This window comes from Pseudomyxococcus flavus (genome assembly GCF_050038885.1).
Lineage (GTDB): Bacteria > Myxococcota > Myxococcia > Myxococcales > Myxococcaceae > Myxococcus > Myxococcus flavus.
This window is the reverse complement of record NZ_CP143624.1, coordinates 9,031,358-9,047,030: the sequence shown is the minus strand read 5'-3', so window position 1 is coordinate 9,047,030 and position 15,673 is coordinate 9,031,358. Positions and strand designations below refer to the sequence as shown.

Genomic DNA, 15,673 nt, shown 5'->3' with positions numbered 1-15,673 from the left:
TGTGCTCACCTGGAGATGCGCGGGGGACCCGTCATCTCCGGTGTGCGGCTCAGTACACTCTACGGGCTCTAAGCTTGGTTCAGCAGGCGCCGGGGCTCGGGATGGGCCCGCGAGGCGCCCAGCAACCGCAGGCCCCCGAGCAGCACGCCCGCCAGCTCCGCCGCAGTGCGCAGGCCTCCGAGCAGCACGCCCGCCAGCAGCGTCACGGTGCGCGGACGCCGACGCGGCGGCCGCCTCAGTCCGTTCGTCACCCATCCGCGCTCGGGGTAGTCGCCCGAGGGCCCCATGCTCCCGTACGCCTTGGCCATCCGCACCACCTGCGCGACGTGCAGCGCCCGGCGGTCCGTGTTCTGGGCAATCTGCTCCCGGCAACTGAAGCCGTCGGCGATGACGAGCGCGTCCCGCGGCGTGGCGCGCACCTTGGGCAGCAGCACGCGCTCGCCCACCTTCTGGGAGACCTCGTACTTCTCCCCGGCCTCGAACCCGAAGGAGCCCGCCATGCCACAGCAGCCCGTCGTCGGGATTTCGTAGTCCAGCCCCAGCTTGTCGAGCACGGCCTTCTCGTCCGTCATCTGGAAGAGCGACTTGTGATGACAGTGGCCGTGCACCACCGCCTTCTTCGTCAGGTGGGGCAGGGGCACATCCTCCGCATGTTTCTCCAGGAACTCGCTGAAGAGGAATGTCTGCTGGCGGAGCCGTGCGGCGAGCACCCAGTCCGGGAAGAGGTTGCGCAGCTCGTCGCGGAAGACGGACACGCAGCTCGGCTCCAGGCCCACCAGCGGCACGCCCGCTTCAATCTCCTGGCGGAGGCTCTCCAGCGTGCGGCGCAGCATCCACTTCGCGGTGCTCAGCATGCCGAAGTCGTAGAGCGGTCGGCCGCAGCACAGGAAGCCCTGGGGCACCACCACTTCGAAGCCCGCATCCTCCAGCACCTCCAGCGCCGCGGCCGCCGTCTCCGGGAAGAAGTGGTTGTTGAAGGTGTCCGGCCACAGCATCACCCGCTGGCGGCGCTTGGGGGCCGACACTGGCCGGCGCGCCACCCACCGCTGGAAGGACTCGGGCGCGAAGCGCGGTATCGTCCGCTGCGTCGTCATGCCTCCCAGCGTCTGGAGCAGCTTTCGCGTCGGGGGGAAGCCGGTGAGGACATTGACCAGCCGAGGCGCCAGCATGGCCGCGCGAGCCCAGAACATGATGAGGCCCATGGCGTAGGCGGGCCGCGGACGCAGGCGCCCCTGGTAGTAGTGCGACAGGAACTCCGCCTTGTACGTCGCCAGGTCCACCTGCACCGGGCAGTCGCCCTTGCAGCCCTTGCACGCCAGGCATAGCTCCAGTGACGCCTTCACGTTGTCGTCGCGCCAGCCCTTCTGGATGACCTCGCCCTGGAGCATCTCGAAGAGCAGGTGGGCGCGGCCGCGCGTGGTGTGCAGCTCCTCCTTCGTCACCATGTAGCTGGGGCACATGGTGCCGCCGCCGTCCCGCCGGCACTTGCCCACGCCCACGCAGCGCTCGGTGGCACGGTGCAGCAGGCCGTCGTCATCCGGGTACTTGAAGTGCGTTCGTGGCTTCCAGGTACGCGCCCGGTAGTCCCGGCCCAGGCGCAGCTCCTGGTCGATGGGGTTCGGGTCCACCACCTTGCCCGGGTTCATCTTCCCGTGCGGGTCCCAGATGCTCTTGAACTCGCGGAAGGCGCGCACCAGCTCCGGGCCGAACATCCTCGGGAGGAACTCGGCGCGCGCCTGGCCATCGCCGTGCTCGCCCGACATCGAGCCGCCCATGGACACGCAGAGGTCCACCGCGTCGCCGATGAAGGCGCGGTAGCGCTGGATGCCCCGTTCGGAGGCCAGGTCGAAGTCAATGCGTGTGTGCACGCACGCCTGACCGAAGTGGCCGTAGAGCGAGGCGTCATACCCGTATCGGTCGTACAGCTTGCGCAGGCCGCGCAGGTAGGCCCCCAGCTTCTCCGGAGGCACCGCCGAGTCCTCCCACCCGGGCCAGGTGTCTGGCCTGCCGGGCACGCGCGCGGTGGCGCCCAGGCCCGCCTCGCGAACCTTCCACGCGTGGTCGACGTGTTCCCGGTCCGAATACAGCCGCATGTCCACGGGAGCGCCCTGGCCCTGGCTCACCGCGGCCATCAGCTCGTGCGCCCGCTCGACGGCCTCCTTCGGCGTGTCCCCGCCGAGCTCGAGCATGAGGTAGCCCTGGCCTTTCGGAAGGAGGTCGAGGAACTCGGCGTGTGAGCTCTGGGGGTGGAGGGACTCCAGCTCGCTCGTGCGGCCCTTCACGACGACGTTGTGGATGAGCTCGTCATCCAGTCCCTCCAGCGCGAGCGGGTGGAAGCGCTCGGCGAGCTCGTGGGCGTGGTCTCCGGCGATGTAGATGTCCGGATAGCCGAGCATCACCACCACCCGGTGCGGCGGGCTGGGCACGAGCTTCAGCGTCGCCTCCAGGACGGTGACGCAGGTGCCCTCGGTGCCCACCAGCGCGCGCGCCACGTCGAAGCCGTGTTCGGGCAGCAGCGCGTCGAGGTTGTAGCCGGAGATGCGCCGCGGAATCGGCGGGTAGCGGCGGCGAATCTCGTCTGCGTACCTGTCTCTCAGGTCGCGCAGCTTGCGGTAGATGTCCCCGCGCCGGCCGCCGGCCCGGATGAGGGCCTCCAGCTCCGCGTCACTGGTGGGGCCTACCTTCAGGCGCAGGCCGTCATAGGTGAGCACGTCCAGCGCCCGCACGTTGTGCGAGACGGGGCCGGCCATCTGGGCATGGGCGCCACACGAGTTGTTGCCCAGCATGCCGCCAAGGGTGCAGTGGTCGTGCGTGGCCGGGTCCGGGCCGAAGGTGAGGTGGTGCTGCTCGGCCGTGTCGCGCAGGTGGTCCAGGACGGTGCCGGGCTGGACGCGGGCCGTCTTCGTGCCCGGGTCCAGCTCCAGCACCCGGCCCAGGTACTTCATCCAGTCGATGACGACGGCCACGTTGCAGCTCTGGCCGGCCAGGCTCGTGCCTCCGCCGCGCGATAGGAGCGGAGCGTCGTACTCGCGGCAGGCGCGCACGGTGGCGAGGACGTCGTCGAGGCTGCGGGGAATGACGACGCCGATGGGCACCTGCCGGTAGTTGGAGGCGTCCGTGGCATAGAGCGCACGGCTCCCGTGGTCGAAGCGGACTTCGCCTTCCACGGAGCGGCGCAGCGCCGCCTCCAGCCCTCGCACGTCCACGGTGACGTCGCCGCCCTGCGTCGCCGGGAGCGGGTGCACGATGGGCCGCTTGCGCGAGAGCCGCGAGAGGGTGCGTTGGATGGCGTCCGCAGTCCGCATGGCTGTTTCCTCCCCCCGTTCAGTGCATGCCCGAGGCCGGGGCACGCAGAGAACCTACGCACCGGGCGCGCGCGGGAGGGGCACACGAGGGCAGCGCGGCGCACGTCTCCCGGGTCCTCATTGGAGCGGCCGGGACGTCCCGAGGGGCTGTCGGAATCCCGTCGTCAGGCTTCCGACAGCCCATCATCGTTCATGCCGAGATGCCTGTGCGTGGATGGACATGGGCGCGATGGGCCGTGGGCTAACCGACAGCCTCTCGCGCTTCACCCACGCGTGCCCTCGGGCTTCCCTGTAGTGCGGGGGCTTCGACGTGGTGACGGGGTATGGGGCTCTTTCCTCCAGGGACAGATCATCTTCTGCGCGGTGTGCTCGGCCTCATGGCCGCGCTGCCCGTCCTGGGGACGGCGGTGCTCATGTTGCTGGCCCGAAGCCCCCTGGGCACTGCCGCCTTCGAGCCGGTCCAGCAGCCAGTGCAGTTCGACCACCGCCATCATGTCGGGGACGAGGGCATCGGCTGCCGCTACTGCCACGAAGGCGCCTGGGAGGGCCCCTACGCGGGCGTGCCTCCCACCAGCCGCTGCATGGGCTGCCACGGGCAGATCTGGAACGAGAGTCCGCAGCTGGCGCCAGTACGCCAGAGCTACTTCGAGGACCGGCCCATCCCGTGGAACCGCGTTCACCGCCTGCCGCACTTCGTGTTCTTCAACCACGCCATTCACGTCCACAAGGGCGTGGGGTGTGTGAGCTGTCACGGTCGCGTGGACCAGATGCCGCTGATGGAGCAGGTGGCGCCACTCACCATGGGCTGGTGCCTGGAGTGTCACCGCGATCCGGTGCCGCACCTTCGTCCAATCGAACATGTCGCCGACATGACCTGGAGCCCTCCGGGCGACGCCCGGGAGACGGGACGCCAGGTCCAGGCCGCCCTGCACGTTTCTCCGCGAATCGAGTGCAACACATGTCACCGGTGAACGACCGCTATCCATTGCCGGTGCTGGCTGAAGCCCCCACGGCCTGGAGGAGCCTGGAGGCGCGACACGCGGGCGCCTTCACGGCAGGGAGTCCACCGGAAGGGCTCCCCCGACGAGTGCTGCTGGAGCTGGCTGCCTTTGGCGCGGCGGCGGCGGGGCTCTCCGGCTGCTTTCGCCAGCCGCCAGAGAAGGTGCTGCCCTACTCGCGGCAGCCGCCCGAGGTGACTCCGGGCGTGCCGCTCCACTACGCCACGGGCCTGACCCTGGAAGGCCATGTGCGGGGCCTGGTGGTGCGCAGCCATGAGGGACGGCCCACCAAGGTGGAGGGCAATCCCATCCAACCGGAGAGCCTCGGGGCCGCGGGCGCGCACGAACAGGCCTCGTTGCTGGGCGTCTACGACCCGCATCGGTCTCGGGTCGTGCGCCATCGAGGCGCGCCCACGACACGTGCCGCCCTCTTCGCCCGGCTGCAAGCGCTCGCCGCGCGCACGGACGCGGGAGCCGGGCTGCGGCTGCTGGTGGAGCCCACGGCCTCGCCGCTGTGGGCGCGGGCCCATGCCCGGGTGCTGGAGCGCTATCCACGCGCCCGCGTGGTGCCCTTCAGCGCGACGGATACGGGCGCTGCCCAGGAGGGCACACGCCTGGCCTTCGGCCGTCCGCTGAGAGCGCTGCCTCGATTCCGTACCGCTCGCACGGTGGTGTCGCTGGAAGATGACTTCCTCTCCACACTGCCGGGGAGCCCGCGCACCGCGCACGAGTTCGTCGCCGCCCGCACGCCACCGGACCTGAACCGGCTGTGGGTGGTGGAGAGCCACCTCTCGGTCACCGGCGCCTTCGCGGACCAGCGGCTCCGGGCAAGGCCCTCCCGCGTGCCGCAGCTGGCGCGCGCTCTCGCCGCCGAAGTGGGCCGGGCGCTGGGGCGCGCCGAGCTGGCGGGACTGTCTGAGGACACCGTTGCCCTGAGCGACGAGGAACGGCGCTGGGTCTCCGCCGCGGCCAGGGACCTGGCGGGGCAGGGGCGCCGGGCGCTCGTGGTCGCCGGGGCGCGGCAGCCCGCGGCGGTGCATGCGCTCGTGCACCTGGTCAACGAGGCCCTGGGGGCGATGGGCGACACGGTGGTGCTGGTGGACGAGACGCTGTCCCCCGCGCCCGATGCGGTGGCCCTGGCCACGCTCGTCGACGAGCTGCGCGCGGGCACGGTGGACACGGTGTTCATCACCGCCTGGAATCCTGTCTATCGCGCGCCAGCGGATGTGCCGCTCGGCGAGGCGCTGGGCCACGTGCGGGACGCGGTGTACTGCGCACTCCACGACGACGAGACCGCCGCCGCGTGCACATGGAGCGTTCCCTCCACGCACCCCTACGAAGCGTGGGAGGACGGACGGGCCACTGACGGCACCGCCACCATCCTCCAGCCGCTCATCGCGCCGCTGGTGGAGGCCGCCGTCGCGCCCCTGGACCTGGTAGCGGCCTTCACGGGCGAATTGGATGCCTCTGCCTACGACCGGCTTCGGGCGCTGTGGCGCGAGCGTACGGGCATGGCCGATCGGGAGTGGGAGGGCTGGCTCGCGGACGGCGTCATCCCGGGGACGCAGCTTCCCGAGGTCGAGGCGCACGTGGATTCGGCCCGGGTGCTCGCGGCGGTGCGGGCCCTGCCGCCGCCGGTGGGGGAGCACCTCGAGCTGCATTTCGTGCCCGACGCCAAGGTGCATGACGGCCGATTCGGCGCCAACCCCTGGCTCCAGGAGCTGCCAGACCCCATCACGAAGGTGACGTGGGACAACGCCGCGCAGGTGAGTCCGGCCACGGCCTCACGTCTGGGGCTGGAGCGGGGCTCTCGTGTGCGGCTGGAGGTGAGGGGGCGCGCACTGGACGCCCCGGTGCTCGTGGTGCCCGGGCAGGCCGACGACACCGTCACGCTGCCGCTCGGCTACGGAAGAACCCGGGGCGGCCCCGTCGCCGTCGGCGTGGGCTTCAACGCCTACACCTTGCGCTTCCAGGACGCGCCATGGGCCGTCTCCGGCGCGCGCCTCACCCGATTGGAGGGGCGCCACGACTTCGCCCTTACCCAGGAGCACTGGCGCATGGAGGAGCGTCCGCTGGCGCTCCAGACGACGCGCAAGAACTTCGAGGCCCACAGGGACGAGCTGCTGAAGGGCTTCCAGGAGCCGAAGGAGCACCTGTACCCACCGAACCCCAGGCACGTGGAGCCGCCGCACCGCTGGGCCATGGCCATCGACCTGCATCGGTGCACCGGGTGCAGCGCGTGTGTGGTGGCCTGCCAGGCGGAGAACAGCATCCCCGCGGTGGGCAGGGCACAGGTCCTCCGCGGCCGGGAGATGCACTGGCTGCGCATCGACCGGTACTTCCTGGGCTCCGACGAGAACCCGGGCGTCATCACCCAGCCGCTGATGTGCGTGCACTGCGAGTACGCGCCCTGCGAATACGTGTGCCCGGTGGCGGCCACCGTCCACTCGGACGAGGGCCTGAACCAGATGGTCTACAACCGCTGCATCGGCACGCGGTACTGCTCCAACAACTGCCCCTACAAGGTCCGGCGCTTCAACTACCTGAACTACACGGGGCATGACCCGCTGGCCCGGATGTACCGCAACCCGCAGGTGACGGTGCGTCCGCGCGGGGTGATGGAGAAGTGCACGTACTGCGTGCAGCGCATCGAGGCCGCGCGCATCACCGCCCGGGTGGAGGGCCGCGCCATCCGGCCCGGGGAGGTCGTCACCGCCTGCGCGCAGGCCTGTCCCACGAACGCCATCGTCTTCGGGGACCTCAACCACCCGGACGCGGAGGTCTCCCGCCTGCACGAGGATGCGCGCCACTACGCGCTGCTGCACGAGCTGGGCACACGGCCGCGCACCGTCCACCTCATCCGGCTGAAGAACCCCTCGGAGGAGCTGGCATGAGCGAGCCCGCTCCCAAGGCGCCGGTGACGGCCGACCCGCTGGTGGAGCACCCGCTCATCGTGGGTCGCTATACCGGCGCGGCCCTGGGCGAGTCGCTGTTGCGGCCCGTGCTCGGCCCACCCGGCCCGGGGTGGTGGGCGCTGGTGGCCCTGTGCTCGGGGCTCACGGTGCTGATGGTGGTCGCCATCGGCGTGACGCTGGCGAAGGGCGTGGGGATGTGGGGCAACAACATCCCGGTGGCCTGGGCCTTCGGCATCATCAACTTCGTGTGGTGGATCGGCATCGGACACGCCGGCACCCTCATCTCCGCCATCCTGCTGCTGTTCGGCGAGAAGTGGCGCAGCTCGGTCAATCGCATGGCGGAGGCGATGACGCTCTTCGCTGTGGCCTGCGCGGGCCTCTTCCCGCTGCTGCACCTGGGCCGGCCGTGGAAGTTCTACTGGCTGGTGCCGTATCCCAGCACGCTGCGCATGTGGCCGCAGTTCCGCTCGCCGCTGACGTGGGACATCGTGGCCATCCTCACGTACCTCACCGTCTCTGCTTTGTTCTGGTACATGGGCCTGCTGCCGGACCTGGCCACGGCTCGCGACACCGCGGAGCAGCGGTGGAAGCGCCGGACGTGGGGGCTCCTGTCGCTGGGCTGGCGTGGCAGCGCGCGGCACTGGCTGCGCTGGCGCACCGGCTACCTGCTGCTGGCGGGGCTCGCCACGCCGCTGGTGGTCTCGGTGCACACCATCGTCTCGTTCGACTTCGCGGTGGCCCAGCTCCCCGGCTGGCATACCACCGTCTTCCCGCCGTACTTCGTGGCCGGTGCCATCTTCTCCGGGCTGGCCATGGTGCTGTCCCTGTTGCTCCCCGCCCGACGGGTGCTGCGGCTGCACCACGTGGTGACGGACGCGCACCTGGACGTGCTGGCGCGGTTGCTGCTCGTGTCCGGCTTGTTCGTGGCCTACGGCTACGTGCAGGAGCACTTCTTCGGCTGGTACAGCGGCAATCCCTACGAGATGCACGCCATGGGCATCCTGCGCAGCGGCCCCTATGCGCCGGCGTTCTGGACGGTGATTGCCTGCAACGTGCTGGTGCCGCAGGTGTTCTGGATTGGCCGCCTGCGCACCTCGCCGGTGGCGCTGTGGGTGGCCGCGTTGCTGGTCAACGTGGGCATGTGGCTGGAGCGCTTCATCATCGTCGTGGCGCCCCTCAGCGAGGACTTCCTGCCCAGCAGTTGGAGACACTACGCGCCCACGTGGGTGGACCTGTCCCTGATGGCCGGGACGCTGGGCTTCTTCGGCCTGGGCTTCCTCCTGTTCCTCAAACTCCTGCCACCGGTGCCCATCAGTGAGGTGAAGCACCTCCAGCACGAGCTGGAGGCATCCGAGGCGTTCGCCCGCGAGGTGGCGGCGCGGGCGGGCGCGCCAGGAGGCGGGCCGTGAAGCGCTGGCTCCTGGGCGAGTTCCGCTCCCCCGAGCGGCTGCTGGAGGCGGCGCGAGGCCTGCGCGCACGGGGCTTCACCCGGCTGGACACCTACACGCCTTTCCCGCTGGACGGCGTGGACTCGGTGCTGGACGTGCCGTCTTCGCGGCTGCCGTTGCTGGCGCTCGTCGCCGGCGTGGGCGGGGCGGCCGGCGCCTACGTCGCGCAGTGGTTCACCCAGGCGGTGGACTGGCCGTTGAACGTGGGCGCCCGGCCGCTGCACTCCGGCCCCGTCTACATCCCCGTCATGTTCGAGACGGCGGTGCTGTCGGCCGCGGGCGCCCTCTTCCTGGGCGTGCTCATCGCGTGCGGGTTGCCCCGGGTGACGCATCCATTCCTCGGCCTCGAGGTCTTCCGCAGCGCCAGCATCGACGGCTTCTGGGTGGCGGTGGCCGTGGACGATGACGCGGGGGGCGCCGCGGCGGACCAGGCCCTGCGGGAGCTGGGCGCGGTGCAGGTATCCCAGGTGGAGGAGGGCGAATGAGCGCGCGCCTTCGCTCAGCGGCCGTGGTCGCCCTCGCGCTGGCCGCCTGCGTGGATGAGGACCCCATGCAGGTGCAGCCGCGCGACAACGCGTACTCCGCCGACCCGAAATTCGCGGATGGGCGCGCCATGCGGCCGCCGGTGCCGGGCACGGTGCCCCAGGAGTGGTACCGCCGCCAGGCGCCCTATGTCCCCGCGGAGGTACCTGACGGAGGACTGGTGGACCCCGCGCGATTCCCCCTGACGCTCACGCGCGAGCTGCTCCTGCGCGGCCGGGGCCATTTCGAGACGTGGTGTGCGCCCTGTCACGGGCTCACGGGGGACGGACAGAGCATCGTCGGTGAGAACATGCAGCTGCGGGCGCCGCCCGCGCTCTACGGGCCGCACCACGCGGTCCACCCGGCGCGAGGCGCGGTGAACGCGGACGGCGGCGTCGCCGACGCGGGCGGGGAGGGGGAGGGGCCGCTGCCGCCCGGCTGGGAGGCGCTGCCACACCCTCCGGGCTTCTACTACCAGGTCATCACCGAGGGGTACGGGCTGATGCCCTCGTATGCGGCGGAGCTGCCACCCGAGGAGCGCTGGGCGGTGGTGGCGTGGCTGCGGGTGCTCGCCTACAGCCAGCGGGCGCCGCTGTCCGACGCGCCCCCGGACATCCAGTCCTCGCTCCAGCAGCAGACCGGGTCGGGAGGTGTTCCATGACGGTGGACGTGCTCGCGCGGTGGGAGGGCGATCGGCGCATCCGGGTGGGCTCGCTGGCCGCGGGCGTGCTGGGCCTGGTGGCCACGGGGGCGGGCGCCGCGACCGCGCCCCGGGACGCGGCCTACGGTTACCTGTTCGCCTTCGCCTACTGGCTCTCGTTGTGCCTGGGGGCGCTCATCATCCTCGCGGCCTTCCATGCCTCCCGTGCGCGCTGGCCCACGGTGCTGCGGCGCCCCCTGGAGGTCATGGCCGCCTGCTGCCCGCTCTTCGCCGTCCTCTTCGTCCCCGTGGCGCTCGCCATGCCGCAGCTGTTCCCGTGGGTGAGTCCACCTCCGGACCTCGGTTCGCACGGGCACCACCTGCTGGAGCACAAGCGCCCGTACCTCAACGTGCCTTTCTTCCTCGCGCGAGCGGCCGTGTACTTCGGAATCTGGGGCGCCGTGGCGTGGCTGCTGTATCGCTGGTCCGTGCGCCAGGACGCGGAAGCCGGCATCAGCGCCACCAGCGTGCGGCTCACGCAGAGGCAGCGCAGGTTGTCGGCCGGGGCCTTGCCGGTGCTGGTGCTGTGCCTGTCCTTCGCGAGCCTGGACTGGATGATGTCGCTGGAGCCCCTGTGGAAGTCCACGGTGTACGGGCTCTACGTGGGCTGCGGCGCAGTGGTCGCCGCGCTGTCCACCGTGGCGGTGCTGGCCGCCGTGTGGCGGGGGCCGGGGCAGTTCGGCGCGCTCATGGGGCCGCACCACTTCCGGCGCCTGGGCACGCTGCTGCTGGCCTTCGTGTGCCTGTGGGCCTACTGCGGCTACTCGCAGTTCATGTTGATGTGGGTGGCTTCGCTGCCGGAGGAGGTGCCGTGGTACCGCGCCCGGCTGGACGGCGGCTGGCGCTGGTGGGCGGTGCTGCTCGCGGTGGGGCACTTCGCGGTGCCTTTCTTCCTGCTGCTCGTTCGGCGCGTCAAGCAGCACCCTCGCTCGCTGGGGATGGTGGCGGTGTGGCTGCTGCTGATGCGTGGGGTGGACGTGTACTGGCTGGTGATGCCCGCGCTCCATCCCCGGGGCGTCTTCCTCCACTGGACGGGGCTCACGGCCTGGGTGGGCGTGGGGGGCCTCACGGTGGCGGCGTGCTGGGCCCTCGCGCGGGGCGGCTACACGGTGCCCGTGAGGGACCCGTTCCTCCTTCACTCGCTGCAGGTGGCCGAGCGATGAGCACCGACTACACGCCACCACCGCCCGACCCTGGCCGGCTCCCTGGAAGGCTCATCGCCCTGGTGGCGGGGGCCTGGCTGCTGCTCGTCGTCATCTCGCTGCTGGCGACCCGGTGGTGGGAAGGACGCAGCCGTCCCCTGGCACACGCGGGGCCGTCTCCCGTCATGGGCCGTGGCGAGGTGGCGGACGTCAACCAGCGCCCCTTCGCCCTGGAGGACAAGGCGCCGCGGCTGCGTCGCGAGCAGCAGTCTCGCCTGGAGCGCTACGGGTGGGTGGACCGCGACGCGGGCCTCATCCACCTGCCCGTGGAGCGCGCCATGGAGCAGGTGCTGGCGGAGGAGGGGAGGGGCCCATGAGTGAGCTGCTGCGGCGCATCCTCTTCCTGCCGGAGCGTGGCTCCACGCTGGCGTCCCGCGTGGACGGCATCCACTCCTTCATCATCATCACCACCTTCATCGTGGGCGCGGGGATTGGCCTCACCGGCTTCGTGTTCCTGGTGCGCTACCGCCGCCGGCAGGCGCACGCCCTCACGCCCGACATCCAGGCTCCGCCGTGGCTGGAGGGCCTCTACATCGGTGTGCCGCTATCCTTCTTCCTGCTGTGGGGCGCCCTGGGCTACCGGGACTACGTCTGGGCGCGGACGCCGCCGCCGGACGCGCTGGACGTCTACGTCACGGGCAAGCAGTGGATGTGGAAGTTCGCCTACCCGGACGGCCCTGGCGAAGTGGGGGTGCTGCACGTGCCCGCTGGCCGCCCGGTGCGTGTGCTCATCACCTCGCGCGACGTCATCCACTCGTTCTACGTGCCCGCGTTCCGCCTGAAGATGGATGCGCTGCCCGGGCGCTACACGGAGATATGGTTCGAGGCGGTGCGGCCCGGGCGCTATCCGGTGCTGTGCGCGGAGTACTGCGGTCTGGACCACTCCCGCATGCGCGCGGAGGTGGTGGCGCTGGAGCCGGGCGAGTTCGAGGCCTGGCGGGCCCGGCGCAAGGCGCTGCCCACGCCCGGACCCGGTGAGGCCCCCGAGGTCGCCTTGGGCGTGGACACCTCCGAGCCCCTGGCCCAGCAGGGCCGCATCGTGGCCACGCGCATGGGGTGCTTCCAGTGCCACACCGTGGACGGCACGCCGCACATCGGTCCCACCTGGCTGGGGCTGTACCTGCGCGAGGAGCCGCTGGCGTCCGGGGGGCACATCCGCGCCGACGTGGCCTACCTCACCGAGTCGATGATGGACCCGCAGGCGAAGCTCGTGGCGGGGTTCGAGCCGGTGATGCCGTCCTTCCAGGGCCGGCTGAGCGCGGCGGACGTGGCCTCCCTCGTCGAGTACATCCAGTCGCTGCGGCCGGAGCGCCCCGTGCCTCCCGCCGCGCAGGAGCCCAGGTATGAGCCTCGCGCGCGCTGAGCCGGCCATGCCGGAGGAGCACTACCTCAACTCGGAGCGTGGGCTGTGGTCCTGGCTCACCACGCAGGACCACAAGCGCATTGGCGTCATGTTCCTGGTGGCGCTGCTGCTCATGTTCCTGCTGGGCGGCGGCTATGCGCTGGCGCTGCGGACAGAGCTGCTCACCCCGGGAGAAACGGTGATGGGACGGCTGGCCTACAACCGCGCCTTCACCCTGCACGGCGTCGTCATGGTGTGGTTGTTCCTCATCCCGTCCATTCCCACGGCCTTCGGCAACTTTTTGCTGCCGCTGATGATTGGCGCCCGGGACGTGGCCTTCCCCCGCCTCAACCTGGCCAGCTTCTACCTCTACGTGCTGGGCGCGGTGATGACCCTCTGGGCGATTCTCCAGGGCGGCGTGGACACGGGGTGGACCTTCTACACGCCCTTCAGCACCGCCACCGGCACGGACGTGCTCCCCGTGCTGCTGGGCGTCTTCGTGGTGGGCTTCTCCACCATCATCACCGGGCTCAACTTCATCACCACCGTGCACACCCTGCGGGCGCCCGGCATCGGGTGGATGAAGCTGCCGCTCTTCGTGTGGGCCATCTACGGCACGTCCATCATCCAGGTGCTGGCCACGCCGGTGCTGGGCATGGTGCTGGTGCTGGTGGCGCTGGAGCGGGTGGCCGGCGTCGGCCTGTTCGACCCGGCGCGCGGGGGAGACCCGCTGCTGTACCAGCACCTGTTCTGGTTCTACAGCCACCCGGCCGTCTACATCATGGTGCTGCCCGGCATGGGGGTCATCAGCGAGACGGTGTGCGCCTTCAGCCGGAAGAACCCGTTCAGCTACCGCGTGCTGGTGTGGAGCACGGTGGGCATTGCCTTCGTGGGCTTCCTCACCTGGGGCCACCACATGTTCGTGTCCGGCCAGTCCACGTTCGGCTCCGGCGCCTTCAGCGTGCTGTCCATGCTGGTGGCCATCTTCACGGCGCTGAAGATCTTCACCTGGATGAGCACCATGTACCGGGGCAGCATCTGGATCAGCACGCCCTTCACCTACGTGCTCGGCTTCATCTTCCTGCTCTTCTTCGGCGGCATGAGCGGGGTGGCGGTGGCCGTCACGTCGGCCGACATCCACTGGCACGACACGTACTTCGTCGTGGCGCACTTCCACTTCATCATGGTGGGCGCGTCGCTGATGGCCTTCCTCGGGGCGCTGCACTACTGGTTCCCGAAGATGTTCGGCCGGCGCTATCCGGAGTCGCTGGGCATCGGCACGGCGGTGCTCATCATCTTCGGCTTCATCGCCACCTTCCTGCCGCAGTTCCTCCTGGGAAACCTGGGCATGCCGCGCCGGTACGCGGACTATCCGGAGCACTTCCAGCCGCTGCACGTGGCGTCCACCGCGGGAGCGTCGCTGCTGGGGTTCGGCTTCCTCATCGTCGCCATCTACCTGGGCTGGTCGCTGCGCCACGGGGCAGTGGCGGGGAAGAACCCGTGGGGGAGCCGCGGTTTCGAGTGGTACAGCGCCTCGCCTCCGCCAGAGTCCAACTTCCACGAGCCGCCCGCCTTCCCCCACCGGCCGCACGACTACGCGCGGCCCGGCATCGAACCGGAGGTGGGCCATGCCCTCTGACGCCGCCGTGAGGCCGGTGGTGCCCGCGGCCCGCCACTTCGGGGACGAGCCGGCACGCCAGGGCGCCGCCCACATGGGCATGTGGGTCTTCCTCGCGTCCGAGGTGATGCTCTTCACCGCCCTGTTCACCGCGTACGCGCTCTACCGGCTGGCCTACCCGGAGGTGTTCCACCTGGGGCGCACGTACATGGACGTGACGCTGGGCACCGCCAACACCTACGTGCTGGTGTGCAGCAGCATCCTGGTGGCGCTGGCGATTGCCGCCGTGCGCAGCGGCAGGGACCTGGTGGCGAGCGTGCTGCTCATCGGCGCGGCGCTGCTGGGCGTGTGCTTCCTCTCCATCAAGGGCGCGGAGTACGTACACCACATCCACGACCAGGCCCTGCCTGGCGCGCACTATGCCTTCGAGAAGTTCGCCATCCCCGGAGCCAGCCTCTACTTCACCCTCTACTGGGTGATGACGGGCATCCACGCGCTCCACGTCGTGGTGGGCGTGGGCGTGCTGTCGGTGATGGCCTTCCGCGCGCTGGGGGGCAGCTTCAGCGCCGCCTACCACACGCCCCTGGAGCTGGGGGGCATGTACTGGCACCTGGTGGACGTCATCTGGTTGTTTCTCTGGCCGCTGCTGTACCTGGTGTGAAGGGAGGCGCGCATGGCGGGGACGGCGCGAGTGCTGCTCGTGGGCGTGGGGTTGCTGGCCTTCACCACGCTGTCATTCCTCCTGGCGAGGCACCACCTGGAGCGCTGGGGGCTGGTGCTGGCGCTGGCCATCGCCGCCATCAAGGTAGGGCTCATCGCCTCCTTCTACATGCACCTGTTGGAGCGGCCGGGAGGGCCCCGGCTGGTGTTCGCCACCTCGTTCATCTTCGTCATCATCCTCGTGGGACTGGTGCTGCTGGAGGCGGGTGACCGGGCCAGGCCCACGATGCCGCCCGGGCCCTTCCAGCCGTTGCTCCTCCCCGCGCTCCGCGACACGCGGCAGGTGGCGCCGCCGCGGGAGCCTCCCAGCGAGCGCGGGCCCTGAGCGCGTGCGTGCTTCAGGCACGGGCCGCGCGCACGCCCTGGACGGCGCGGCGAGCCCGGTCCGCCGAGGCGAGCACCCGGCGCACGGGGACGACGAGCCCGAGCGACGCGCCGAACGCCAGGTGCAGCAGGAGCAGCGCCGCGTGAGGTGCCTCGCGGTCCAGCGGGGGAGAGGCCCAGGGGGCCACGAGCGCGGGCATCACGGCCTGGAGCCCCAGCGCCATGAGCAGCCCCAGGAACAGCGCCGCTATCGCGGTGCCCCCGCGCGGCAGCAGCAGGGCGAAGAGCGTGGCCAGCCCTCCCGCCGTGGCCACATGCACCAGCAGGCCCAGCACCACCGCCCAGGGGCCTGACGGCGACTCCCGGAAGAAGACGCCCCCCGCCAGGCGGGCCGCGTACCAGAGGTCTCCACGCGTGAGCGCGCCCAGCGGCAGCGCCAGCGCCGTCATCGCGAGCGCGCCGAGCATTCCCGCCACGGCCCCGGGCAACAGCGCGTCGCGCTGCAGGTTCCACTCCGAGGCGCGCGCCTCCTGCTCGTGGACGCGCTGCTGGGCCTGGTGGATTCGCTCCATGGGAAGG

13 protein-coding genes are annotated in these 15,673 nt (G+C 70.8%); 11 read left to right on the top strand and 2 right to left on the bottom strand.

Translation table 11 applies throughout. The annotated features are described in order from the left end of the window. Positions 1-68: 68 nt before the first annotated feature. Complete coding sequence (locus VZL07_RS37310) at positions 69-3,305, bottom strand: FAD-binding and (Fe-S)-binding domain-containing protein (protein ID WP_426752733.1); 3,237 nt, start codon at positions 3,303-3,305, stop codon at positions 69-71. A gap of 323 nt (positions 3,306-3,628) precedes the next feature. Here VZL07_RS37310 and VZL07_RS37305 point away from each other — a divergent pair, with 323 nt between their 5' ends. From VZL07_RS37305 to VZL07_RS37255, 11 genes are read left to right on the top strand one after another with little or no spacing between them, the layout of a single operon-like run. After that, positions 3,629-4,276 (top strand): cytochrome c3 family protein, encoded by a 648-nt coding sequence (locus VZL07_RS37305; RefSeq protein WP_426752732.1) that lies wholly within the window; start codon positions 3,629-3,631, stop codon positions 4,274-4,276. Beyond that, positions 4,264-7,197: a 4Fe-4S dicluster domain-containing protein gene (locus VZL07_RS37300; protein WP_426752731.1), complete on the top strand. Its 2,934-nt coding sequence runs from the start codon at positions 4,264-4,266 to the stop codon at positions 7,195-7,197. Before VZL07_RS37305 ends, VZL07_RS37300 begins: the two co-directional genes overlap by 13 nt. Further along, on the top strand, positions 7,194-8,627 hold the full coding sequence (nrfD, locus tag VZL07_RS37295; RefSeq protein WP_426752730.1) for an NrfD/PsrC family molybdoenzyme membrane anchor subunit: 1,434 nt from the start codon (positions 7,194-7,196) through the stop codon (positions 8,625-8,627). Before VZL07_RS37300 ends, nrfD begins: the two co-directional genes overlap by 4 nt. Next, positions 8,624-9,151: a DUF3341 domain-containing protein gene (locus VZL07_RS37290; protein ID WP_426752729.1), complete on the top strand. Its 528-nt coding sequence runs from the start codon at positions 8,624-8,626 to the stop codon at positions 9,149-9,151. Before nrfD ends, VZL07_RS37290 begins: the two co-directional genes overlap by 4 nt. Beyond that, positions 9,148-9,849: a c-type cytochrome gene (locus tag VZL07_RS37285; RefSeq protein ID WP_426752728.1), complete on the top strand. Its 702-nt coding sequence runs from the start codon at positions 9,148-9,150 to the stop codon at positions 9,847-9,849. The genes VZL07_RS37290 and VZL07_RS37285 overlap by 4 nt, the downstream gene beginning before the upstream one ends. After that, a complete protein-coding gene (locus tag VZL07_RS37280; protein WP_426752727.1) occupies positions 9,846-11,051 on the top strand; it encodes a hypothetical protein in 1,206 nt (401 codons plus the stop codon). Before VZL07_RS37285 ends, VZL07_RS37280 begins: the two co-directional genes overlap by 4 nt. Then, complete coding sequence (locus VZL07_RS37275; RefSeq protein WP_426752726.1) at positions 11,048-11,407, top strand: hypothetical protein; 360 nt, start codon at positions 11,048-11,050, stop codon at positions 11,405-11,407. The genes VZL07_RS37280 and VZL07_RS37275 overlap by 4 nt, the downstream gene beginning before the upstream one ends. Beyond that, entirely contained in the window at positions 11,404-12,453 is a 1,050-nt protein-coding gene (coxB, locus tag VZL07_RS37270; RefSeq protein WP_426752725.1) for a cytochrome c oxidase subunit II, read from the top strand. Before VZL07_RS37275 ends, coxB begins: the two co-directional genes overlap by 4 nt. Continuing rightward, positions 12,434-14,071, top strand: coding sequence for a cbb3-type cytochrome c oxidase subunit I (locus VZL07_RS37265; RefSeq protein WP_426752724.1), 1,638 nt, complete (start codon positions 12,434-12,436; stop codon positions 14,069-14,071). The genes coxB and VZL07_RS37265 overlap by 20 nt, the downstream gene beginning before the upstream one ends. Then, positions 14,061-14,711 carry a cytochrome c oxidase subunit 3 gene (locus VZL07_RS37260; protein WP_426752722.1) on the top strand — a complete coding sequence of 217 codons (651 nt, stop codon included), beginning with the start codon at positions 14,061-14,063 and terminating at the stop codon, positions 14,709-14,711. The genes VZL07_RS37265 and VZL07_RS37260 overlap by 11 nt, the downstream gene beginning before the upstream one ends. Before the next feature lie 12 nt (positions 14,712-14,723). Beyond that, positions 14,724-15,095 carry a cytochrome C oxidase subunit IV family protein gene (locus VZL07_RS37255; protein ID WP_426752721.1) on the top strand — a complete coding sequence of 124 codons (372 nt, stop codon included), beginning with the start codon at positions 14,724-14,726 and terminating at the stop codon, positions 15,093-15,095. A 13-nt stretch (positions 15,096-15,108) separates the two neighbouring features. Here VZL07_RS37255 and VZL07_RS37250 read toward each other — a convergent pair whose 3' ends face one another. Then, positions 15,109-15,666, bottom strand: a complete 558-nt coding sequence (locus VZL07_RS37250) for a hypothetical protein (RefSeq protein WP_426752720.1) — start codon at positions 15,664-15,666, stop codon at positions 15,109-15,111. Positions 15,667-15,673: the final 7 nt, after the last annotated feature.